This is a genomic window from Veillonella sp. S13053-19, assembly GCF_002959835.1.
Lineage (GTDB): Bacteria > Bacillota > Negativicutes > Veillonellales > Veillonellaceae > Veillonella > Veillonella rogosae.
Window position 1 is genome coordinate 259,456 of sequence record NZ_PPDA01000008.1, and the last position, 23,817, is coordinate 283,272.

The 23,817-nt window shown below is 37.5% G+C and carries 24 protein-coding genes and 1 riboswitch; of the genes, 23 read left to right on the forward strand and 1 reads right to left on the reverse strand.

All coding sequences use genetic code 11. The features are described 5' to 3' along the window. Position 1: 1 nt before the first annotated feature. The 9 genes from cmk (at position 2) to VEHSUH06_RS04715 (ending at position 7,827) form a co-directional block, all read left to right on the forward strand. Positions 2-685, forward strand: coding sequence for a (d)CMP kinase (gene cmk / locus VEHSUH06_RS04675; RefSeq protein ID WP_105097943.1), 684 nt, complete (start codon positions 2-4; stop codon positions 683-685). Then, complete coding sequence (locus VEHSUH06_RS04680; protein ID WP_105097944.1) at positions 678-1,298, forward strand: 1-acyl-sn-glycerol-3-phosphate acyltransferase; 621 nt, start codon at positions 678-680, stop codon at positions 1,296-1,298. Before cmk ends, VEHSUH06_RS04680 begins: the two co-directional genes overlap by 8 nt. Beyond that, a complete protein-coding gene (locus VEHSUH06_RS04685; protein ID WP_105081117.1) occupies positions 1,289-3,187 on the forward strand; it encodes a bifunctional 4-hydroxy-3-methylbut-2-enyl diphosphate reductase/30S ribosomal protein S1 in 1,899 nt (632 codons plus the stop codon). Before VEHSUH06_RS04680 ends, VEHSUH06_RS04685 begins: the two co-directional genes overlap by 10 nt. Positions 3,188-3,300: 113 nt before the next feature. Continuing rightward, a complete protein-coding gene (gene der, locus VEHSUH06_RS04690; protein WP_105097945.1) occupies positions 3,301-4,635 on the forward strand; it encodes a ribosome biogenesis GTPase Der in 1,335 nt (444 codons plus the stop codon). Further along, positions 4,635-5,231: a glycerol-3-phosphate 1-O-acyltransferase PlsY gene (gene plsY / locus VEHSUH06_RS04695; RefSeq protein WP_105097946.1), complete on the forward strand. Its 597-nt coding sequence runs from the start codon at positions 4,635-4,637 to the stop codon at positions 5,229-5,231. The genes der and plsY overlap by 1 nt, the downstream gene beginning before the upstream one ends. A 3-nt stretch (positions 5,232-5,234) precedes the next feature. Beyond that, positions 5,235-6,233, forward strand: coding sequence for an NAD(P)H-dependent glycerol-3-phosphate dehydrogenase (locus VEHSUH06_RS04700; RefSeq protein ID WP_105097947.1), 999 nt, complete (start codon positions 5,235-5,237; stop codon positions 6,231-6,233). 67 nt (positions 6,234-6,300) lie between these two features. Beyond that, positions 6,301-6,852: a 16S rRNA (guanine(966)-N(2))-methyltransferase RsmD gene (rsmD, locus tag VEHSUH06_RS04705; protein WP_105097948.1), complete on the forward strand. Its 552-nt coding sequence runs from the start codon at positions 6,301-6,303 to the stop codon at positions 6,850-6,852. A 4-nt stretch (positions 6,853-6,856) separates the two neighbouring features. Beyond that, entirely contained in the window at positions 6,857-7,348 is a 492-nt protein-coding gene (coaD, locus tag VEHSUH06_RS04710; RefSeq protein WP_105097949.1) for a pantetheine-phosphate adenylyltransferase, read from the forward strand. An 11-nt stretch (positions 7,349-7,359) separates the two neighbouring features. Continuing rightward, positions 7,360-7,827, forward strand: a complete 468-nt coding sequence (locus tag VEHSUH06_RS04715) for a hypothetical protein (RefSeq protein ID WP_005386756.1) — start codon at positions 7,360-7,362, stop codon at positions 7,825-7,827. Between the two features lie 129 nt (positions 7,828-7,956). Here VEHSUH06_RS04715 and VEHSUH06_RS04720 read toward each other — a convergent pair whose 3' ends face one another. Further along, entirely contained in the window at positions 7,957-9,672 is a 1,716-nt protein-coding gene (locus tag VEHSUH06_RS04720; protein ID WP_105097950.1) for an NFACT family protein, read from the reverse strand. 127 nt (positions 9,673-9,799) lie between these two features. On the opposite strand from VEHSUH06_RS04720, the gene VEHSUH06_RS04725 reads away from it, so the two are divergent. From VEHSUH06_RS04725 to VEHSUH06_RS04790, 14 genes are all read left to right on the forward strand, one after another. Further along, positions 9,800-10,681, forward strand: coding sequence for a YicC/YloC family endoribonuclease (locus VEHSUH06_RS04725; protein ID WP_105097951.1), 882 nt, complete (start codon positions 9,800-9,802; stop codon positions 10,679-10,681). Between the two features lie 14 nt (positions 10,682-10,695). Further along, positions 10,696-10,965 carry an extracellular matrix/biofilm regulator RemA gene (remA, locus tag VEHSUH06_RS04730; RefSeq protein ID WP_004695657.1) on the forward strand — a complete coding sequence of 90 codons (270 nt, stop codon included), beginning with the start codon at positions 10,696-10,698 and terminating at the stop codon, positions 10,963-10,965. A gap of 8 nt (positions 10,966-10,973) precedes the next feature. Continuing rightward, the gene (gmk, locus tag VEHSUH06_RS04735) at positions 10,974-11,603 is read left to right on the forward strand and encodes a guanylate kinase (RefSeq protein ID WP_105097952.1); all 630 of its coding nucleotides are present in this window, start codon (positions 10,974-10,976) and stop codon (positions 11,601-11,603) included. A 4-nt stretch (positions 11,604-11,607) separates the two neighbouring features. Continuing rightward, positions 11,608-11,823 carry a DNA-directed RNA polymerase subunit omega gene (gene rpoZ, locus VEHSUH06_RS04740; protein WP_004695660.1) on the forward strand — a complete coding sequence of 72 codons (216 nt, stop codon included), beginning with the start codon at positions 11,608-11,610 and terminating at the stop codon, positions 11,821-11,823. Between the two features lie 54 nt (positions 11,824-11,877). After that, positions 11,878-13,077: a bifunctional phosphopantothenoylcysteine decarboxylase/phosphopantothenate--cysteine ligase CoaBC gene (gene coaBC, locus VEHSUH06_RS04745; protein WP_105097953.1), complete on the forward strand. Its 1,200-nt coding sequence runs from the start codon at positions 11,878-11,880 to the stop codon at positions 13,075-13,077. A gap of 44 nt (positions 13,078-13,121) precedes the next feature. Further along, on the forward strand, positions 13,122-14,786 hold the full coding sequence (locus VEHSUH06_RS04750) for a SulP family inorganic anion transporter (RefSeq protein WP_105097954.1): 1,665 nt from the start codon (positions 13,122-13,124) through the stop codon (positions 14,784-14,786). A 44-nt stretch (positions 14,787-14,830) separates the two neighbouring features. Next, positions 14,831-14,931, forward strand: a riboswitch (SAM riboswitch). Between the two features lie 49 nt (positions 14,932-14,980). After that, positions 14,981-16,171, forward strand: a complete 1,191-nt coding sequence (metK, locus tag VEHSUH06_RS04755; RefSeq protein ID WP_009351502.1) for a methionine adenosyltransferase — start codon at positions 14,981-14,983, stop codon at positions 16,169-16,171. A 63-nt stretch (positions 16,172-16,234) separates the two neighbouring features. After that, positions 16,235-18,418: a primosomal protein N' gene (gene priA, locus VEHSUH06_RS04760; RefSeq protein ID WP_105097955.1), complete on the forward strand. Its 2,184-nt coding sequence runs from the start codon at positions 16,235-16,237 to the stop codon at positions 18,416-18,418. Positions 18,419-18,431: 13 nt separating this feature from the next. Beyond that, positions 18,432-18,920 (forward strand): peptide deformylase, encoded by a 489-nt coding sequence (gene def / locus VEHSUH06_RS04765; RefSeq protein ID WP_105097956.1) that lies wholly within the window; start codon positions 18,432-18,434, stop codon positions 18,918-18,920. Continuing rightward, a complete protein-coding gene (gene fmt / locus VEHSUH06_RS04770; RefSeq protein WP_105097957.1) occupies positions 18,913-19,923 on the forward strand; it encodes a methionyl-tRNA formyltransferase in 1,011 nt (336 codons plus the stop codon). Before def ends, fmt begins: the two co-directional genes overlap by 8 nt. After that, positions 19,907-20,701: a DUF116 domain-containing protein gene (locus tag VEHSUH06_RS04775; protein WP_105097958.1), complete on the forward strand. Its 795-nt coding sequence runs from the start codon at positions 19,907-19,909 to the stop codon at positions 20,699-20,701. The genes fmt and VEHSUH06_RS04775 overlap by 17 nt, the downstream gene beginning before the upstream one ends. Beyond that, positions 20,682-22,037: a 16S rRNA (cytosine(967)-C(5))-methyltransferase RsmB gene (rsmB, locus tag VEHSUH06_RS04780; RefSeq protein ID WP_105097959.1), complete on the forward strand. Its 1,356-nt coding sequence runs from the start codon at positions 20,682-20,684 to the stop codon at positions 22,035-22,037. The genes VEHSUH06_RS04775 and rsmB overlap by 20 nt, the downstream gene beginning before the upstream one ends. Positions 22,038-22,055: 18 nt before the next feature. Beyond that, positions 22,056-23,102 carry a 23S rRNA (adenine(2503)-C(2))-methyltransferase RlmN gene (gene rlmN, locus VEHSUH06_RS04785; RefSeq protein ID WP_105097960.1) on the forward strand — a complete coding sequence of 349 codons (1,047 nt, stop codon included), beginning with the start codon at positions 22,056-22,058 and terminating at the stop codon, positions 23,100-23,102. Then, the gene (locus tag VEHSUH06_RS04790) at positions 23,095-23,796 is read left to right on the forward strand and encodes a Stp1/IreP family PP2C-type Ser/Thr phosphatase (RefSeq protein ID WP_009351475.1); all 702 of its coding nucleotides are present in this window, start codon (positions 23,095-23,097) and stop codon (positions 23,794-23,796) included. Before rlmN ends, VEHSUH06_RS04790 begins: the two co-directional genes overlap by 8 nt. Positions 23,797-23,817: the final 21 nt, after the last annotated feature.

Genomic DNA, 23,817 nt, shown 5'->3' on the forward strand with positions numbered 1-23,817 from the left:
TATGAACACTAAAAAAATTGCCATTGCTATCGATGGTCCTGCTGGGGCTGGTAAAAGTAGTATTTCTAAGGTAGTGGCTAATGAATTAGGGTATTTATATATTGATACAGGTGCCATGTACCGCGGTGTAACATGGGCCGTTCTAGATAGTCAAATCGATGTTAATGACCAAGAAGCTGTAGAAGCTTTATTGCCATCATTAAATTTAACATTAGAGCCTACTGCATCAGCATGTAAAGTTTTTGTTAAAGGTAAAGATGTAACATCATTAATACGACAACAACAAATCAATGAAAATGTATCTACCATTGCTTCTTATAAAGGGGTTAGACAATATTTGGTAGAACGTCAACAAGCAATGGCTGCTGTTGGTGGTGTTATTTTGGATGGTCGAGATATCGGCTCTGTTGTATTGCCTGATGCAGAGTTAAAAATATATTTAACTGCTTCTGTGGATGCCCGTGCTAAACGAAGATGGCTAGAAGTACAAGGTACACCAAATGAGCAGACTTTAGATGAAATTAAAAAGAATGTTGAAAGTCGCGATGAAATGGATAAAAATCGAGAGGAATCTCCTCTAGTATGCGTTGACGATGCAGTAGTTGTAGATTCTAGCGATATGAATTTCGATGAAACTGTGGCATATATGTTGAAATTAATACAGGAGACCATCAATCATGAATAAATTTTCTACCTGGCTATGGCGCACTGCTTTCTGGCTTCGCTATAAGGTTGGGTATGGATTGAAAGTATATGGACGAGATAATTTCCCTATGGAAGGTCCTGTTATCGTCGTACCGAATCACTTAAGTAATAATGATCCACCTATCTGTGGCTATGCCTTACCTAGACATGTACATTTCATGGCTAAACAAGAATTATTTGTAAATCCTATTTCTCGTTTTATTTGTACTTGGCTTGGTGCATTCCCATTAAATCGAGGCGCTATCGATAAAGTTGCTATCCGCCATGCTATGGGGCTGCTCAAAGATAATAAGGTATTAGGTATCTTTGCGGAAGGTAACCGTCAAAAAAGTGGTAAACTTGGTAAATTCCACGATGGAGCAGCATCTATTGCGCTAAGGACAGGAGTTAGCATCGTGCCTGTAGCTATCATTGGCTCTTATAATATGGAGCGAGATAAGGTAGCTTGTATTATTGGAAAACCAATACCTGTAGAAAAGGAAAAGGCTACCCCAGAAGCAATTAAAAAAGTAAATGATCATGTTAAAGGTGAAATCCAACGAATGATTGATTCTTATCATGAAAATCGTGTAGAGGAGACTTTATGGAAATAATTTTGGCTGAAAACCATGGTTTTTGCTATGGTGTAAAAAGAGCCGTTGAAATGGCTAATGAAGCTGCGAACAGTGATGGCAAAAGTTATACATTGGGTCCTATTATTCATAACCCTCAAGTTGTAGGTCGTCTTGAAGATAAAGGGGTTAGTCCTGTTCAAGAAGTATCTGACATCGAAGAGGGGACAATGATTATACGATCACATGGTGTTGGTCCTGCTATTTATGAAGAGGCTGAAGAAAAGGGGTTAAACATTGTAGATGCTACATGTCCCCATGTTAAAAAGGCACAACAAGATGCGAAGTCTGTCATTGAAGATGGGATGACTTTGGTGATTTTGGGCGAAAAAAACCATCCTGAGGTCAAAAGTATTAATTTATGGGCTAATAACGAAGGCATAATCATCGAAGATGAAGAATCCGCAGAAAAACTACAAATTGTGGAAAAAATGGGTGTTGTTGTACAAACAACCTTTTCACAATTCAAATTTAACAGTATAATAGACATATTAGAGAAAAAATCTAAGAATCTTAAGGTTTTCAAAACGATATGCAATGCAACGCAAGAACGACAGAACTCTGCCGTTGAATTAGCACGTAATGTAGATCTTATGATTGTGGTAGGCGGTAAGAACAGCGGCAATACAAACCGATTGGCAGAGGTTTGTCGTGACGTTGGATGTACAACATATCACATTGAAACTTCTACTGAATTACAACTGGAATGGTTTAACCGAGTACAGACGGTAGGAGTAACAGCAGGAGCATCGACTCCCGACTGGATTATTAAGGAGGTCATTGAGACAATGAAAGATTTTGCAGAATTATTAGCAGCCGAAGGTCAAGAAGAATTTAAGAAAGGGAACGTTGTAGAAGGTACAGTAGTTCAAGTTGAAGATGAACGCGCTTATGTATCTTTTGGCTACAAAACTGAAGCCATTTTGAACAGAACTGAAATTTCTTATCCAGCACCAGAATCTGCCAAAGATGTGTTAAAAAATGGTGATGAAATTAAAGCAGTTATCATGAATCACATCAAAGAAGATAATCCTATTTATCTTTCCATGACTCGCTTGGCTAAAGATGAAGATTGGCAATATGTTATCGAAGCACAAGAAAAAGATGAAGCTATCGTATGTAAAGGTATTGATGCTATCCCAGCAGGTTTGGTAGTAACAGTAAAATCCCTTCGTGGTTTCATTCCATTGTCCCAAGGTGATGTTCACTTCGTGAAATCCTTGGACAACTTGGTTGGTACAGAATTCGAAGCTAAAGTACTTGAAATCGATGAAAAGAAAAACCGTTTGGTTCTTTCCCGTCGTGCAGTATTAGAAGTTGAACGTCAAGCTAAATTAGCTGAAGCATTGAAAAACATCAACGTTGGCGAAAACTATAAAGGTATCGTTCGTAAAATCATGCCTTATGGTGCTTTCGTAGATATCGGCGGTATTGAAGGTTTACTTCACATTTCCGACATTTCTTGGCAAAAAATCAAAAAAGTGGAAGATGTTCTTTCCGTTGGTCAAGAAATCGAAGTTAAATTACAATCCTTCGACGCTGAAAGCAACAAATTATCCTTGTCCTTGAAAGCTTTGTCTAAGAGCCCATGGGACGTAGCTGAAGAAACATTGCATGTTGGCGATGTTATCAACGGTAAAGTTGTTCGTTTGGTAGCTTACGGTGCATTCGTAGCTGTTAACGACGACATTCAAGGCTTACTTCACATTTCCCAAATTACAAAACAACGTAATGCGAAAGTTGAAGATTACTTGAACCGCGGTCAAGAAGTTGAAGTTAAAATTATTTCTCTTAACAAAGATGAAAAGAAATTGGGTTTGGCTTTAACTGAAATGATGGAATCCAAAGAAACTGCAGAAGACGCTGAATAATTCATTGTCTAATATAAGGCTAACCAAGGTTTACTTGGTTAGCCTTTTTGCGTACTATACGTAGAATATGATAAAATATAGTAATGTATTAGATTAGATAATGAGGTGAAACTATGGCAAAACCATTAGTGGCCGTTGTAGGCCGTCCAAATGTAGGTAAATCTACACTTTTTAATGCCATTGTTAATAAACGTATCTCTATAGTCGAAGATATTCCCGGTGTTACACGGGACCGTATTTACTTCGATGCAGAGTGGTTAAATCGTGAATTTACAATGATCGATACAGGTGGTATCGAATTCATTACTGAAAATAGCCATGTTATTCCAAAAATGATGCGATTACAAGCTGAATTGGCTATCGAAGAAGCGGATGTAATCTTATTTGTCGTTGATGGTAAACAAGGTATTGTGCCAGCTGATGAAGAGGTTGCAAATATTTTGCGCGCTAGTGGTAAACCTGTAGTTCTTGTAGTTAACAAGATTGATAGCGTAAATCAAGAGCCTAATATTTATGAATTTTACAATCTTGGCTTAGGTGATCCTATTGGTATTTCTGCAAAAAATCTAATGAACTTAGGTGATTTGCTTGATGATACCGTGAAACATTTCCCTCCTGTAGGTACTAATGTAGATGACGAAGATACAATTCATGTTGCTATTATTGGTCGTCCAAATGTTGGTAAATCTTCTTTGACGAATGCTTTATTGGGTCAAGATCGTGTTATTGTGTCTGATGTAGCAGGTACTACCCGTGATTCCATCGATACATATTGGACACATGGGGATCAAAAATTTGTACTTATCGATACAGCTGGTATGCGTCGCAAATCTAAAATTGATGAAGCTGTAGAACGATATAGTATTGTACGCTCTTTGCGATCCGTAGACCGTTCTGATATTGTTGTTCTTGTGCTAGATGCACAGGATGGTGTTACCGAACAAGACAAGAAGATTGCAGGTTATGCTTATGAAGCAGGTAAGGGTGTAGTCATTGTTGTTAATAAATGGGATCTTGTTGAAAAAGACGATAAAACAACATTGCGCTTTACTGAAGATATTTATGAAGAATTAGGTTTCTTGCAATTTGCACCGATTCTTTTTGCATCTGCTTTAACTAAGCAACGTATACATCGATTAGCAGATATGTTGAAATTCGTCTCCGAACAACAATATCGTCGTGTATCTACCGGTACGTTGAATCAATTGTTACAAGATGCGCAAACAGTAAATCCTGTACCATCTCGCAATGGTAGAATTCCTAAGATTTACTATATGACACAAGCAAGTGTCAAGCCACCGACCTTTATTTTGTTTGTAAATGAACCTGAGTTAATTCACTTCTCTTATATGCGTTTCTTAGAGAATCGATTGCGTGAATCCTTCGGTTTCGAAGGTACTCCAATTCGCTTAGTATTACGTGGCAAGAAACGGGATGATGAGGACTAATGGATATTATGATTATCGTTTATGCTGTATTAGCGTATTTTATTGGTTCAATTCCTAGTGGCTTAATCATTGGCAAAACCTTCTTTAATACAGACGTACGCCAATATGGATCGAAGAATATAGGGGCTACCAATACATATCGTGTTATCGGTCTCAAAGCTGCATTACCAGTATTTTTATGTGATGCTCTAAAAGGTGCTTCTGGGGTAGTATTATTATCCTCTTATGGACCTATGTATATGATTTTAGGTGGTATCCTTGCTATGATGGGCCATAACTGGTCTATATTCTTAGGGTTCAAAGGTGGTCGTGGCGTTGCTACCGGATTAGGTGTTCTCATTGCTCTTTCTCCTTTAGTAGCATTGCTTTGCTTCCTTGTGTGGGGCATCATCGTATATTTCACCAAGCTTGTATCCTTAGGTTCTATTGTAGCTGCTGCATTAGTACCTGTATTGATGTACGTTACAGGTGAATCTTATTGGTTTGTTGGCTTTGGTGGATTAGCTGCGTTATTTGTTATAGTTCGTCACTGGGATAATATTAAACGTTTACTTGCAGGTAATGAGTTAAAAGTAGAACGTATTAAAAAGGATTAATGTATGAATGTTGTTGTTATAGGCTCTGGTAGTTGGGGCACAGCCCTTGCTATTAAATCCGTTTTAGCTGGAAATACTACAACTTTATATTGTCGTCGCCCAGAATTTGCTGACCAATTGGCTAAAGATTTAGAAAATAAAGATTACTTGCCGGGTGTAGAGCTACCTAAAGAGTTACTATATAGCTCTGATTTAGAGACTTCTATTAGAAATGCAGAAGTTGTTTTAATGGTTACACCTTCTGTACATGTCCGTACTAGCTTGGAGTCTATAAAGCCTTATGCGCATAAAAATCAATCTTATATTCTTTGTTCAAAAGGGGTTGAACGAACAACAGGTAAATTATTAACCACTGTTATGAAAGAGGTTCTAGGTCCAGTTGGTTGTCACTTGGCTGTTCTTTCTGGTCCAAATCACGCAGAAGAGATTGGGCGTAATTTACCGGCTGCTTCTGTATTAAGTACAGAGGATTTAGAGGTGGCTACTACACTTCAAAAAGCATTATGTAGCCAAAGTTTTAGAATTTATGCCAATACTGATATCATAGGTGTTGAACTTGCTGGTGCTACAAAGAATATTATCGCTTTAGCTGCTGGTATCGTTGATGGCCTTAAACTTGGCGACAATTGTAAGGCCTTATTATTAACGAGAGGCCTACATGAGATGACTCGCTTTGGGGTTGCCTTAGGTGCCCAGAAAGAAACTTACGCTGGTCTAGCCGGTATGGGCGATTTAATTGCTACTTGTATGAGTCCTCATGGTCGTAACCGTGCGGCTGGTCAAAAGCTTGCAGATGGTAAGACGATGGACTATATTATTAATCATACAAATATGGTGGTGGAAGGTTTTTTTGCCACCGATATTATATATAAAATGGCTTGTGAACATCAAATCGAAATGCCTATAACTAAAGCGTTGTATGAAATTTTATATGAGGAGAAATCGCCTGCTTTAGCCTTGGCTGAGTTAATGGGGCGCGATATTAAAATTGAAGTATCATAAATAAAAGATACTTTTAATTTGGTTATTTATATACTATAATTAATGAGTATAATCTTGTGAGGGTTGTATGCGAATTATTGGCGGAACTGCGAAGGGACATGCTATAAAAGCACCTAAAGGGGTTGATACTAGACCTACACTTGATCGTGTTCGGGAAAGTGTATTCAATGTATTAGCTAATAGAGGCATATTTGGTACAGACGTATTAGATATATTTTCTGGCACTGGTGCAGTAGCAATTGAAGCCTTAAGTCGCGGTGCAGCACATGCAGTAGCGGTAGACTTTAAAACGGGAAAATTAATTTTAGAGAATGCTAAACATTGTCGTGTGGATGATCGGTTAGAAATTATTCCGAGGAAACTTTCACAATTAAAAAATTATATAGTGGGACGACAGTTCGATTATATTTTTTCTGATCCGCCATATGAGAATGGATTTATACAAGATACCATAGATTTGGTTGTGACCTATGATTTATTAAAACCTGAAGGTGTTTTATTACTAGAACATCATAAGGATGAGGTTTTTAGTTTACCTGAATCATGGGAGTGTATAAAAGAACAGAAATTTGGTTATACGATAGTTTCCTATTTTGTAAACATAGCTGAAAGGAGCTAATCCTGTGCGTATAGGTGTATGTCCGGGTAGTTTTGACCCAGTTACTAATGGACATGTTGATATTTTTGAACGGGGCAGTCGATTAGTTGATAAATTAATCATTGCTGTTAGCTCGAATCCGAATAAAAATTCCTTATTTACCATGGAAGAACGGGTTGCGATGATTCAAAATTCTGTCAAACATATTCCTAATGTTGAAATTGATTGTACAGGTGGTTTGCTTAACGAGTATGTTAAATCAAAGAATGCTACTATTATCATTCGTGGTTTACGTGCATTGAGCGACTTTGAATATGAATTTCAGCGTGCTTTGTTTGCGAAATATTTGGATGATGACATCGAAACAGTATTTATTATGACAAATAACAAATACTCTTTTGTCAGCTCCACAGGTATTCGAGAACTAGCTAAATTTGGTGGTAAACTAGATGGCCTTGTTCCGGATGATGTTAAGGAAAAACTTGAAGAACGATTTAATACGGTCCATAATAAATAGGGGTGAATTGTATGAAAACAGAAAAATTATTAGAAGATTTAGAGGTTCTTATTGAATCTAGCAGCCGTATTCCTATGACTACAAAACGTATGGTTGAGGAAGACGAAATTATGCGTATTATCGATTCTATTCAAGAGTCCTTACCATTGGAACTTGAAGAGTCTCGTCGTATTGTAGCTGATAAGGATAAAGTATTAGCTGATGCTCAACGTCAAGCTGAAACTTTGATTGATCAAGCTAAAGACTACATTGCTAAATTAACAGCAGAAAGTGAACTTGTTAAACAAGCTCAAGAACAAGCTAATCAAATTATCAATGCTGCGAATCAATCCTCTGAAGAATTGAAATCCAGCTCCATTCAATATGCTGGTGATGTTCTTAAATACGTAGAAAATAACTTAGAGAAAACATTGGAAAGCTTACGTCAAAACCGTGAAAGTTTGAAACAGACTGAACAACGTACAGAAGAAAACCAATAATATAAATTAACGGCTAAATACGATGTATCTAGCCGTTTTATATATAATAAGTTAGTTATAATTAATATGTGCACATATTGATTTTTGAATTATAAAAAGCGAAGGGGCAGCCCTTCGCTTTTTTGTGGTTTATTCAGTATAATTGTCAGGTTTTTTAGGCTCTACAATCATAGTTTGATGTGTATTAAAAATAACAAAACCTAAAGGCGATCCAGGCGGTTTTTTGATATTTTTAATGTATGTATAGTCTACAGGAACTTTACTAGTTTCTCGTGCCTTACTAAAGTAGGCTGCATATTGTGCTACTTTAGATAAGATCATATCATCTGGTTTAACATTAAGTCTAAGAATAAGGTGAGAGCCTTGAATGTCTTGCGTGTGGAACCAAATGTCCGTTGGTTTAGCAAAACGATGCGTTAAATATTCATTTTGCTGATTGTTACGACCGATAAACATTTCACCTTCGTCAATTGTTAAGTGAATGTAGTTAGATTTACCTAACTTGTAGGATAGGGGCTTTTTCGATTTTTTTATAATGCCCGCATCCATACATTCTTTGCGGATTTCCTCTAAACTTTCACGAGTAGTTGCAAGCGATATACTATACAAAATTGACTTTAAGTATTCAAGTTTTGTAGTACTTGCGTTAAGTTGGTACTCACCGCTGACCATACGATTCTTCAGTTTAGTGTAAAGTTTGTAGTACCATTGTGCATTTTCTACAATCGTTAGATTTGGCTTTAATGGTATTGTTAGCATTTCTCCTTCATCAGAAAGAAGATTTTGTAATTCAATAGAAGGTTCGTATTGCACTTGAAGATGTGCATTAATCATTAATAGATCACCATATAATTTATAGGTATCCATTTTATTCGTGTCTTCTAATTCCTCTTTAATTTTTTTGTGACGACCTTCTTCTTTTTTGATGGCCGCCGTCAAAATCTTTTCTTGCTCTTTATCCGCTGTGTGGATTGCTTTTGTACTGTGAATTGTTTCTTCTAAAGCTTCAGAAATAGTTTCGTATGTTTTCACAACATTATAGTTGTGTAAGATAAAGGTAGAATATGCTTTTTTATGGTTATCATTTACTAAGGAGAGTAATCCATTGCCGTTTTGAAGCATCATTTTTAAATCGTACAAAGCATTTGCTAACTTGTCGACTTGTGATGCCTCTAAATCAGTTATAATTTCATCACCATTTAAATTAGCGTTATATAAAACCTCATCAAGTAAAGGTTTACCAAAGCCGTTAAAAATAGCGCGAATAGATTGTTGAACGCTGCCATTACCAAAGGAGACTAGTAGATTTCTAATCTCATTATAATCAAAGTCCATTAGACTAACGCGATTAGCATTTGGTGGTAACTCGTATTGAAGTTTAGGGCTAATAGAACGCTCACGGTTCATCAGTGGAGAAACATGAATTAAAGATTCTAAGATAACTCCATCTTGAACAAAGATACAGTTAGAATATTTGCCCATTAACTCAACATAAATAAGTGTACTTGTAATGGAACCATCCATTTCTAGTTTATCCGTTTGGATACACATAATACGGTCCCCATTGATTTGCTCAACTTTTACAATGCGGCTACCTTCGATATGTTTACGTAAGAACATACAAAGTGAGCTAGGCTCTTTTGGTAAATCTTGCAGTGGCTTGCTAAGATACATGGCTGGGGTAGCACCTACGGTGATGATCAAGTTTTGATCTTCATTAAGGGCTCGAATTTTAAATAATAGTGTAGTTTTATCTATTTGATATAGTTTTTGTATTTGGCCAGTTTGTAATCGCTCATTTAGCTCTTTAGCGAGTACAGACATGGTAAGACCGTCTAAATTCATAGTACTCCTTTCAAATTTATTTAGAAGTATAGTTTAGTATACCATAGTGTACATATAATTCTTAGTATTTAAACACGGATTGTGTAATTCGTGGTACAATAATAAAAACTACTAAGGAGGATATCTTATGAAAAGTATGACCGGTTTTGGTTCTGGTACAGCAACCAAAGATGGCATTACCTGTACGATAGAAATTAAGTCCGTCAATGCACGTTTCTTGGATTTATTTATACGTTGTCCAAAACAAATGAATCCTTTTGAAAGTATCATTCGTGGGATGGTACAAGATCGTATAAATCGCGGTAAGGTAGAGGTATCGGTTTCTATTCAAGATGCAGGTGAGAGACCTAAAACTTTTACTATAAATAGTGTATTAAGAAAACAAATTCAAGAATTGCTCGTTCAAGAAGAATTTTATGATGATCCTAAAAAGGTACCATTACAAGCTGTAAATTCAATTTCTAATGATTGGATTCAACAACAAGATACTCCCATTGCAGAAGAGGTACTTTCTGATATAGTGAAAGAATCTACAGGTTTTGCATTAGATGCTTTGATTGCTATGCGAACTGTGGAAGGTGAACATATTCAACAAGATTTAGTGAGCCGTATCGCCACACTAGAAAATATTATTTCTCATATTGATACTAATAAATCTGGTGCTGTAGAAGCGTATCGTGAACATATTAGAAGTAAAATTCAAGAGTATTTAGTTTCTTTAGAATCAAGTATCAGCGAAGAGCGTTTTCTACAGGAAATTGCTATATTAGCTGATAAGACTGATATTACTGAAGAGATTGTCCGATTCAGCTCACATGTGGTACAATTAAAAAACACACTTACAGATGAAAATCCAATCGGTCGAAAGGTCGATTTTATTTTGCAAGAAATGAATCGTGAAGTAAATACAATTGGATCCAAGGCTATGGATTCCAATATTACAGAGTTTGTGGTTCAACTTAAATGTGAGTTAGAGAAAATTAGAGAACAAGTACAGAATGTAGAGTAATAGGAGGTCCATGAATGAGTATTCAATTGCTGAATATAGGCTTTGGTAATATGGTATCTGCGAACCGTGTTATGGCTATCATTAGTCCTGAATCTGCACCGATTAAGCGAATGGTTCAAGATGCTAGAGATAAGGGCCTGCTCATTGATGCTACATATGGTCGTAAGACTCGTGCTGTATTAGTTATGGATAGTGGTCAAATTGTATTATCTGCAATTCAACCGGAAACCGTAGCACATCGACTTGTGCAACATGATGTAGATGTAGATACAGTGGAATCATAGGAGTACATATGTCAGACAGAGGATTATTAATCGTTATATCCGGGCCATCTGGCGCAGGTAAAGGTACGATTTGTGCGAATATTCGTAAAGAAATGCCTAATTTAGTTTATTCCGTTTCTATGACCACACGTGCAGCGCGTGTTGGTGAAGAGGAAGGGGTTAACTATTTCTTCCGCTCCAAGGAGGAATTTGAGATTTTACTCAGTGAAGATGCATTCTTGGAGTATGCAAAGGTATATGATAATTACTATGGTACGCCTAAACAACATGTAATGGATTTATTAGATGATGGTAAAAGTGTACTATTAGAAATTGATATTCAAGGTGCTATGCAAGTTAAGGAACGCTTTAGTGATGCCGTATTTATTTATATTGTACCGCCATCCTTAACTGAATTATCTGAACGATTACATAATCGTGGTACTGATGCAAAAGAGGTTATTGATAAACGATTGTCATTAGCTTGTTCTGAATTGGCATTAGCTCATCGATATGACTATATAGTTGTAAATGATGATCTTGCAGATGCGTCAGAGAAGGTTGCATCTATTTTACGGGCTGAATCCTGTAAGATTAGTCGCAATAAAGAGCAAATTCAATTTATTTATAAACAATATAAAGAGTCTAAGGAGAAGTGATAGTATGATGGTAAAACCTCCATTGAAAAAATTGGAAAGTCAAGTAGATAGCAAATACACTTTGGTAACATTGGCAGCTAAACGAGCTCGTGAACTAACAGATGGTGAACCATGCTTAGCTGAATCTACACATGCAACTGACAAGCCTGTTTCCTTGGCATTCTATGAAATTGCCGAAGGTGAAGTGACGTATAAACGTACTAAAGAAGGCATTAAATAAGATAAATCAATTCCTTGTATCCTTGATACAAGGAATTTTTAAAAGGAGAAGAACATGCGCGGAAAACATATCATTGTCGCAGTCTCTGCTGGTATTGCAGCATATAAGGCAATTGAAGTGGTTAGTCGTCTTCGTAAAAAAGGGGCAGAGGTCAAGGTTGTGATGACTCGTAATGCTACGAATATTGCATCACCATTGACCTTTGGTGAGATTAGTGGTCACCCTGTAGCATTAGACATGTTTGAACAAGTGCATCAATGGGATGTGGAGCATATTGCATTGGCTACATGGGCTGATGCGTATGTAGTAGTACCAGCTACAGCTAATGTAATCGGTAAAATCTATGCTGGTATTGCAGATGATATGTTGACTACTACTATTATGGCAACTACAGCACCTAAATATATTTGCCCTGCTATGAATACAGAAATGTATAACAATCCAATTACGCAACGTAACCTAGAAGGTCTACGTTCCTTGGGTTATCATATTATGGAACCAGCTGAAGGTTGGCTTGCTTGTGGCGTTACAGGTGTTGGTCGCTTGCCAGAGCCTGTAGCTATTGTAGAATGGCTAGAAGCCCAACTGTGTAAAACTTCTGAACTTGAAGGTACTACAGTGCTTGTCACTGCTGGTGGTACTCAGGAGAATATAGATCCAGTTCGTTATATTGGAAATCGTTCTAGCGGTAAAATGGGATATGCTATTGCTGAACAAGCTGTACGAATGGGTGCGAATGTCATTTTAGTGAGTGCCCCTACATCTTTATCAGTACCAAGTGGTGTTGAATTTGTTCCAGTAGATTCTGCACTTTCCATGCAAGAAGCTGTTGAATCTAGATATAAAAATGTAGATGTTGTGGTTATGGCGGCAGCGGTTTCCGATTTTAGAGTACTTCATAAAGCGGAGCAAAAGATTAAGAAAATGGAATCTATGACGCTGGAGCTTGTAAAAAATCCAGATATTTTACAAGGTTTAGGCTCTCATAAAGAACATCAAATCCTTGTTGGCTTTGCGGCAGAAACAGAGCATGTAATTAAGTATGGTCAAGATAAAGTAGCAAGAAAAAACTTAGATATGCTTGTAGCGAACGATGTAAGCAAATCTAATGCTGGATTTAACGTAGATACAAACGAAGGTTATTTCTTATATCCTGATAAAGAGCCTAAAGAAATGGCTAATATGAAGAAATCTGAATTAGCTCAATATATTATGAAAGAAGTAGTTGAGTTAGTAGCAAATAAACACCCCTAATATCAAATTTTTTGTGTGTAGTTTGAGAAAGGTGTGTTATTTATATGTTTGCTATTCAAAAAGCATATTTAAATGGATCCTTAAGTAAAGATAAATGGAGTAATAATATTATTGCTGGCTTAGTGGTAGGAGTTGTAGCCTTACCTTTAGCCATGGCTTTTGCTATCGCAAGTGGTGTAACACCTCAAGCTGGTATTTATACGGCTATCATTGCCGGTATCTTTGTATCTTTGTTTGGCGGCTCACCCGTACAAATAGCAGGGCCTACAGGAGCGTTTATTGTCTTATTGAGCAGTATCGTCGTTAATTATGGTTTTGATGGCTTACAAATTGCAACCATGATGGCTGGCGTTATGCTTATTTTAATGAGTATAGCCAAATTAGGTACTGTTATTAGATTTATACCAACGCCGGTTATTATGGGCTTTACTGCGGGTATCGGTGTTACTATTTGGGTAGGTCAATGGCCATACTTCTTTGGATTCCCTCAGTTACCGTATATACCTCATTTCCATGAAAAATTATGGGCTATGATTCAATCATTGCCGTATTCTGATATACCAACCTTAGGGATTGCTTTACTGAGTTTAATCATTTTATTAGTTTTGCCGAAAATTCCTTATATTAATAAAGTTCCAGCTCCCATTGTAGCCATGATGGTCGCTACAGTCATACAAGCTGTTTATCAGTTTCCTACCGTTTTGACTATAGGTAGTGCTTTTGGTGGTATTCCACAAGGTTTGCCAGCATTTTCTGTGCCACACTTTGATGTTGATAAAATCTTGACATTAATTGGTCCAGCTTTTACAATTGCCATGCTAGGTGCTATTGAGTCCTTATTGTCTGCAGTAGTGGCAGATGGTATGAGTGGTACTAAGCATGAGTCTAATACGGAGCTATTTGGACAAGGGTTAGCCAATATTTTTGCACCTTTGTTCGGCGGTATTGCATCCACAGGTGCAATTGCTCGAACGGCTACCAATATTCGGCAAGGCGGTAATTCTCCAATAGCAGGTATTGTTCACGCTATTACATTAGGGGCTATTTTATTATTTTTAGCTCCTTATGCTGTCTACATTCCATTAGCATCTATGGCAGCAATATTGTTTGTAGTATCTTATAATATGAGTGATGCACCGCGTTTTATACGAATGCTCATATTAGCACCAAGACCAGATCAGATAATCTTATTGCTCACCTTTTTCTTAACGATTTTTACCGATTTGGTAGTTGCTGTAAACGTTGGTGTGGTTCTTGCAGTCTTACAGTTTATGCGTAAAATGGTTAATACTATCGATGTCCATGAAGCGAGTTGTGCTGAATTATCTGAACAAATTAAGCACGAAATAACACTTCATCCTGACATTATGGTATATACCGTGGAAGGACCTTTATTCTTTGGTGCTATCAGTGCTTTTGACAGAGCATTAAGTTCTATACATAAAGATCCAAAATATTTAATTATTCGTTTTGTAAAAGTACCCTTTGTAGATTTGACGGGATTACGTATTCTGCGAGGCATCATAGAAGAACTTCAAAAGAGAGACATTGAAGTTTTACTTAGCGATGTGAGTTACGATATTCGTAGAGAAATGTATAAATCTGACTTTTTAGATGTTCTAGGACGTCATCATATGTATCGACTGTTCGACAGTGCCTTTCATAAAGCTGAACATGATTTAGCCTTGAAAGATGGTAAAGAAGTATAATAATGACTTGCTTTCTCACTGTAAATACACTATAATAATTCTGTAACTCATCAAGAGTAGCGGAGGGATAGGCCCTGTGAAGCTACAGCAACCATTCCAAGGGGAAAAGGTGCTAATTCCTATGACAAATGTCGTTAGATGGGAGGGTCTCTCATGAGTACATGAGAGGCTTTTTTTCGTATTAGGAGGATAAAATGGCTGAAAAACATATGTTTTTTACTTCTGAATCTGTTACTGAAGGCCATCCAGATAAAATAGCTGACCAAATTTCTGATGCTGTTTTGGATGCGATTATTGAAAAGGATCCAACTGCTCGTGTAGCTTGTGAAACTTTAGTTACTACTGGTCTAGTACATGTAGTAGGTGAAATTTCTACTCACACTTATGTAGATATCCCTCGCATCGTACGTGATACAGTTCGTGAAATCGGTTATACACGTGCAAAATTCGGTTTTGACTGTGATACTTGTGGTGTCCTTGTATCCATTGATGAACAGTCTGCTGATATCGCTATGGGCGTTGATGAAGCACTTGAATCTAAAGAAGGTAATGGTGAAGCACTTGATAAAATCGGTGCTGGTGACCAAGGTATGATGTTTGGTTATGCATCTAATGAAACACCTGAACTCATGCCTCTACCAATTTCTTTGGCACACCGCTTGTCCCGTCGTCTGGCGGAAGTTCGTAAAGATGGCACTTTAACATATCTTCGTCCAGATGGTAAAACTCAAGTTACTGTTGAATATGTTGATGGTAAACCTAAACGTATTGATACAATTGTTATCTCCACACAACATAGCCCTGAAGTAACTCAAGAACAAATTAAAACTGATTTGAAACGCTATGTTATCGATGCGGCTTTACCTGCAGAATTTGTTGATGAAAATACTAAATACTTCATCAATCCAACTGGTCGTTTCGTAATCGGTGGCCCTCATGGTGATGCTGGTTTAACTGGCCGTAAAATCATTGTAGATACTTACGGTGGTATGGCTCGTCATGGTGGTGGTGCTTTCTCTGGTAAAGATCCATCTAAAGTAGACCGTTCTGCAGCATATGCAGCTCGTTATGTAGCTAAAAACGTTGTAGCAGCAGGTCTTGCTGATAAATGTGAAGTACAAGTTGCTTACGCTATTGGCGTTGCGCATCCTGTATCTGTATTGGTAGATACGTTTGGTACAGCTCGCATTGAGGAAACCAAAATTCAAGAACTCGTTAAGAAACATTTCGACCTTCGTCCAGCAGGTATCATCGAAATGCTTGATTTGTTAAAACCTCATTATCGCAAAACTGCAGCGTATGGTCACTTTGGTAGAACTGATGTAGATTTACCTTGGGAACGTACTGACAAAGCAGCAATTTTAAAAGCTGAAGCTGGCTTATAATACAAAAGGTCTTAGTAGAATTTCTACTGAGACCTTTTATAGTAAATGAAAGGATATGAGTCTATGCGTGTAGCACAAGTTATTATCAACAGACCTGCCAAACAACTTCATAAACCATTGAGCTATCTAATGCCTGAAAAGTTTGGTAATGTCCTACCTGGTACTCGCGTACTCATTCCTTTAGGTCATAGTCGTGAAGAAGGGATCCTCATTGGTTATGAAGAATTAGTTGAGCCACCTGAGTTCACGTTGCGAAATATAGTGCAAGTATTAGATAGTGAGCCTTGGTTTACACCAGAAATGATGGATACGGCACGACGTTTAAATGAGTATTATCTTTTTTCTTATGGTGATGCACTACGATTATTTACAGTAAATAAAACATTGAAATCCTATGAGGCACCAAAAGAAGAATGGCTTGTAGTTATGCCTGATTTTTCAATAGATCAATTTAGTGATCGAAAAAAGAAACAACGTGAATTAGCGCAATACTTACTTGAAGTCGGTGGTGCGTCCAAGGCACTATTATTAGCTAAAGGCTTTTCTCGCATGGTTATAAAGCAAGTAAGTGAAGCTAAAGGGATTACTATTGAATCACGTTTTAAAGCTACAAAAACGACCTTTACAGAGCTTTTAACGGAAGAGGTTAATATTCCTCTTACTCAAGCTCAACAAGCCGTATATGAGCCTATACAAGAGGCTATGAATAGTCATGAGCATAAAACCTTCTTACTTCATGGTGTAACTGGTAGCGGTAAAACTCAATTATATTTACGAGCTACAGCAAAATGTATTAGTCAAGATAAGACTGCTATTATCTTGGTGCCTGAAATTATATTGACCGATCAAATTGTGCGACGCTTTGTGGAAACCTTTGGCGATGAAGTTGTCGTATTCCATAGTAAATTGACGGTACAACAACGCAATAATAATTGGGAACGGTTGCGTCGTAAGGATAGTCATATCATTATTGGTGCCCGTTCGGCTGTGTTTGCTCCTGCTGAGGATATCGGTCTTATTGTTGTGGATGAAGAACATGATACATCTTATAAACAAGAAGATATGGTTCGATACCATGCCCGTAATGTTGCCTTATGGCGTGGTGAAGCACATGATTGTCCTGTGATTTTAGGTTCTGCTACACCAGCTATTACTTCTTACTATAAAGCCAAGCATGGAGAGTATCATTTACTCGAGTTACCTCATCGTATTTTTGAACAACCCATGCCAAAGGTAACTATTGTTGATATGAAGGAAGAAATCCTCCATGGCAATTATTCTGTTTTTTCTGACGCTATGAGTCGGTTGATTCAGAAAACATTACATGAACATAATCAAATGATTATTCTGTTGAATAGACGTGGTTATAGTACCTTTGTAATGTGTCGCGATTGCGGGGAAACTATTATGTGCCCTCATTGTGATGTAGCGATGGTCTATCATCAATCAGGTGAGGAATTGCGCTGTCACTATTGTGAACATCACGAACCGATTCCTACGGTTTGTCCAAAGTGTAATAGTAAACGCATTAAATTCTTTGGCTCAGGTACACAAAAGGTAGAGGAAGAGTTGCGACGTCATTTTAAATCGGCTCGCATTGCCCGCCTTGATCAAGACGTAACTAAAAACAAACAAATGGCAGAAGACATCTTACATGACTTTGGAGCTCATAAATACGATATTTTATTGGGAACCCAAATGGTATCTAAAGGGCATGACTTTAAAGATGTAACAGCGGTTGGTATTTTAACAGCTGATTCGGTTTTAAATATTCCTGTGTATACTGCTTCTGAAAGAACTTTTGATTTGCTTACCCAAACTTCTGGACGAGCTGGTCGAGGGGATAAAACCGGTAGTGTTGTAATACAAACATATAATCCGTTAAATTATGCTATAATAAAGAGTAAGGCTCATGATTATGTAGGCTTTTACCATGAAGAAATTCAAAATAGAAAAGCTTTAGGATATCCTCCATTTAGAGAAATGATTCACATGGTAGTGCGTCATCAAGATATGGAGACCTTAGAGTCCATTGCAAATCGAATAGTAGATGATTTGGAGGCTCATAAAGGGGATGAAGATATTCTTATTAATGGTCCTTACGAAGCAACTATAAAAAAGGTACGGGACATGTATCGCTTAGCGATTATGATCCGTGGTACTGATTTAACGAATTTGAAAGAATATATATATAACTCATGGATTTTCACGCAAGAAGGGCTTCTGATTGACGTGGATCCTGTGTAGTATAGGAGTGTCAATGGCAGTATTAGATGTTGTAAAAGCAGGTCATCCCGTTTTGAAACAAGTAGCGGAACCTGTAGAACATGTTAATAAAAAACTTAGAGCCCTTATCGATGATATGGCTGAAACTATGTATAAAACGGAAGGTGTAGGTCTAGCTGCGCCCCAAGTAGCTGTTTCTAAACGAATTATCGTAGTAGACGATCAAGTTGGTAGTGGCCTTATTGTATTAATTAATCCTGAAATTACACATGCTGAAGGCTCTCAAGTAGGCCCTGAAGGGTGTTTAAGTGTACCTGGTTATTATGGAGATGTAGAACGTTTTAATAAGATCACCGTTAAAGGTATTGATCCACATAACAAAAAGGTTACTATTAAAGCGGAAGGCTTCTTGGCTCGTATTTTCCAGCATGAAATCGATCATTTAGAGGGTCATTTATTTATAGAAAAAGCGACAAACTTACGATTGATTGCAGAGCATCCAGAGGAGAAAGAAATTGTCTAATCATAATCCTTTACGTGTTGTCTTTATGGGAACGCCAGACTTTTCTGTTCCCACTTTAGAAGCGCTAATTCAAGCAGGACATACTATTGTTGGTGTGTACTGTCAGCCAGATAAACAAAAGGGTCGTGGCAAACAAGTTCAAATGCCACCAGTAAAGGTAGCTGCCTTAGAACATAATTTGCCTGTTTATCAACCTGTTACTTTACGGGATGAACAAGTGCAAGCAGAATTAGAAGCATTAAAACCTGATGTAGTAGTAGTTATTGCATATGGTAAAATCTTACCGCCATGGCTAATTCGATTACCTCAATATGGGTGTATCAATGTACATGCTTCTGTTTTGCCTAAGTATAGAGGGGCTGCGCCGATTCACTATGCCATTCTAAATGGGGATACTAAAACAGGTGTTACCATTATGCACATGGATGACGGACTTGATACTGGTGATATTATCGATATCGTGGAGACTGATATTTTACCTGGTGAAACGACAGGACAGTTATTTGAACGTATAGCGGTGCTTGGTGGTGAAACAATTGTTCCCGTATTAACTCGTTGGGTTAATGGGGAAATTGTGGCGACGCCACAAGATGATACAATGGCTACACATACTGCTAAGATTACAAAAGAAATGGGGCAAATAGACTGGTCTAAGCCAGCAAATGAAATTGTAAATCTCATTAGAGGACTTAATCCAGCACCTGGATGTTATACTTATCTCGATGGAAAACGTTTAAAAATATGGTCTGGAGAAGTGGTTCCAAGTGATACGACTCACTGTTTGATAGATATCCGTGGTAAACATGTACCAATTGCTATATCAGTCACCACTGTGCCTGGTACAATCGTATCTAAAATAGACGGTTTAGGTGTATTTTGTGGTGATGGAAATATAATTTTATTAACAGAAGTCCAACCAGAAAATAAAAAGCGCATTTCTGCTACAGATTTTATTAATGGACATCAGATAAAGGAAGGTATCGTTTTTGGGGACTCAAATTAAACAGTACGAAACGTATCCGTTATACCTAATATTATCAACTATTACATGTGCTTTGCTCACTGCAGTACTTGGTTTTCTAATGTATGTATTAGAACCTGGGTTATTACAATTACATCCTATTGCACCTGTTATGAGTAGTATAGTTCTTTCTATTCTGATAGGTATTATATGGTTATTGTGTTTATCCCTTATTGTTGCAACTTTAGGTATTATTCGGTTACATCCTATTGTTTTAAGATTAGCCAATCAGTTTATATATGGACTATTTCCATTAACCTTGGCTATCGGTAAGGTGAGAGGGGTTACTAAGGATCAACTTCGTCAGTCTATGATTGATTTAATTAATCATCTTGTGATGCTTGATATGTATACGGTTGATCCAGAACGTATATTATTATTGACGCCACATTGTCTACAAGAAAGCTCGTGTGTTCATAAGGTTACACATGACGTATACAACTGTAAGCAGTGTGGGCGATGTCAAGTTGGTAGCTTATTACAAGTGGCTAAAGACTACGGGTGTCAATTTATAGTTGTCACTGGAGGTACTTTAGCACGAATGAAGGTAAAGGAAGCGCGGCCAAAAGCTATTGTAGCAATAGCTTGCGAACGAGATTTAGCAAGCGGTATGGCTGATGTATTTCCCATCCCAGTTATTGGCGTATTAAATGAACGTCCTAATGGGCCGTGTTGTAATACAACCGTAGATCCTGAACGTGTTCGTGCAGTAGTAGAACAATTGATTGGTAGGAATAGTGATGTTAGAAGTAAAGAATAACCAACAACAGAATATTCGGTTGCTTGCTGTGAAAGCATTGAGCGATATTAATCGTAATGGTGCTTATGCAAATATTAAGTTGCAAGAGTATTTACAAAAATATCATTTATCCGATTTGGATCGACGGTTTTTTACAGAACTTGTATATGGTGTTATTCGTAGAAAAAATTATTTGGATGCCATAATTGTTCACTTTGCAAAACGACCTTTGAAGAAACTTTCTTCTATGGTTGTGGAAATCCTTAGACTTGGGATTTATCAAATTATCTACATGGATAAGGTTCCTGAAAGTGCGGCGGTCAATGAATCTGTCAAACTTGCTAAGAAGTTAACACGAGGATTATCTGGTTTTGTAAACGCTGTATTGAGATCCGTTTTGCGTGAATGCGATAGTATTTCTATTGGTGAACTTGCTAAGTCTGAAGCCGAAGAGATTTCTTTCATCTACAATCAACCGTTATGGCTTGTCAATTTGTGGATGAATGAAATTGGCAAAGATAAGACCGTAGACCTATGTGCTTGGTTCAATGAACAACCTCGTTTAACAGCACGTATTAATACGGTGAAAGTATCAATCGAGGATTGTATAAAAGAACTACAAAATCTAGGATGGACTATTGAACAAGATAAAGATATTCCTGAAGTAGTGTATATTAATAGTCACCAAGGGCACTTAGAAAAAGCAAAACCAGTTATAGAAGGCCATATTACCTTTATGGATAAAGCGTCTATGCTCGTTGCCCATGTAGTAGATCCTCAACCAGGGGACCGTATTTTAGATTGCTGTGCCGCACCAGGTGGTAAGTCTATGCATATGGCAAGCCTTATGAATAATACGGGCGCTATTATGAGTTGTGACATTTATGACCATAAGTTAGATCTTATGAATCAGAATGCAGAACGATTAGGCGTATCTATTGTTTCTACTAAATTACAAGATGGTCGATATTTACCCGATAATTGGAAGGAACAATTTGATCGTGTCTTAGTTGATGCCCCATGTTCTGGCCTTGGCATATTACAAAAGAAATTAGATATGCGTTGGCGTAAAACAGAGGACTTGCTAAATGAATTACCTCCATTACAGCTAGAAATTTTAGAAAAAGCATCTGAAATGGTTAAGGTTAATGGCTATTTAGTATATTCCACATGTACTATCAATAGCGGTGAAAATGAGGATGTATTGGAAAAATTCCTAGCAACTCATAAGAACTTTGTTATCGACCCTGTATCCTATGAAGGGTTGCCACCGGCTACAGATGGTATGATTTCGACATATCCTCCGCGAGATCATATGGATGGATTCTTTATGGCTCGTATGAAACGCCTATCATAATATAAGAAATGGAGTACCATGATAGAATTATTGGGTAAGTCTTTAGAAGAATTACAATCTATCTTTAAGACCCATAATATACAAAAGTTTCGAGCGAAACAGTTGATCGACTATATCTATCATAGATATGTGTTCGATTTTCAAGAAATGACACAATTCCCAAAAGAATTGCGTCAATGGTTAAGTGATAATTGTGTTATCTCTTTGCCTACATTAATTACAGAGTCTATATCTCCAGATGGAAAGACTAGAAAAATCCTATTGGAGATGACAGATCAAAGCCGAGTAGAAGCTGTTTTAATGGAGCAACATTATGGTTACTCCGTATGTGTTTCATCACAAGTAGGCTGTGCTATGGGCTGTGTATTCTGTGCCTCTACACAAGGTGGCTTATACCGCGACTTAACAGTGGCTGAAATCCTTGGTCAAGTCGTTATTTTTGGTGCCCTTACTAAAGAACAAATACATTCTGTTGTTGTTATGGGGGCAGGGGAGCCATTACAAAATTATGATAATGTGTTACAAGCTTTGCAATTGTTACATGATCCAGTGATTTGTAATATTAGTTATCGTAAGATGACTATTTCAACTTGTGGTTGGGTTCCTAATATTTATAAATTAGCCGATGAAGGTTTGCCTATAACGTTGGCCCTTTCATTACATGCTACAAATAATGAAGTACGTCGTAGTATCATGCCCGTTGGTGCCCGTTATGAATTGACGGAAGTCTTAGATGCGGTAAAATATTATTATGATACAACACAACGTCGTATCACCTTTGAGTATATCCTCATAGATTCTGTAAATGCATCTATGGAGGAGGCTCATGCATTGGGACAAATCTGTAAGGATTTTCCAAATTGTCATGTTAACTTAATTCCTGTTAACGGCAATGAACATATTGAATTATATAAACCATCTATTACGAATATGAATACATTTAAAGACATCGTTGGTTCCTATGGAGTATCTGTAACGGTACGAAAGGAAATGGGCGATGCAATCCAAGCCGCATGTGGGCAATTAAAAGCTGCTCATGGTCGGAAAAAGGAGAATCATGAATAATTTTGTTGGTTTAAGTAAAATTGGACTTGTGCGGCAGCGCAATGAAGACCGTTTCTTTATTGATGGTAACGTTTGCGCTGTCACTGATGGCATGGGTGGTTATAGCGGTGGTGAAATCGCTAGTACTTATGCTGTAGATGAAATAAGAGAATATTTGGCCTCCCTTGAAACGGTGGGTCAACAAGATTTATGCGACGCTATCATTCACGCTAATCAACGCATTGTTAATCGCGTGGCTAGTGAAGAACGCCTTGCTGGTATGGGCACTACCGCTGTAGTTACAGCAATAAAAGATAATCAGTTATATTGGGCAAGTGTTGGTGATAGTCGTTTGTATGTATATAGGGATGGTCTTTTAAGACAAATTACTACGGATCATTCTATGGTACAAGAATTATTAACTGCTGGAGAGATTACAAAGGATGAAATGCTAAGTCACCCTCAACGTAATTTATTGACACGCGCTGTCGGTGTCGATGAAGTATTAGAGGTTGATAGCGGCATTGAGTCGATTCTTCCCGGTGATCGTATTTTACTCTGTACTGATGGATTAAGTGGCTATGTAACAGATGATGTAATTGCCTCTGCATTGCAATCGTCTGATGATAACATGATGGTTGTTGAATCATTGATGGATACTGTTTATGAAGTCGGAGCAGGAGATAATGTGACCATTGTAGTGGGAACAATCTAATCTAGAAATGGAGAAATAATG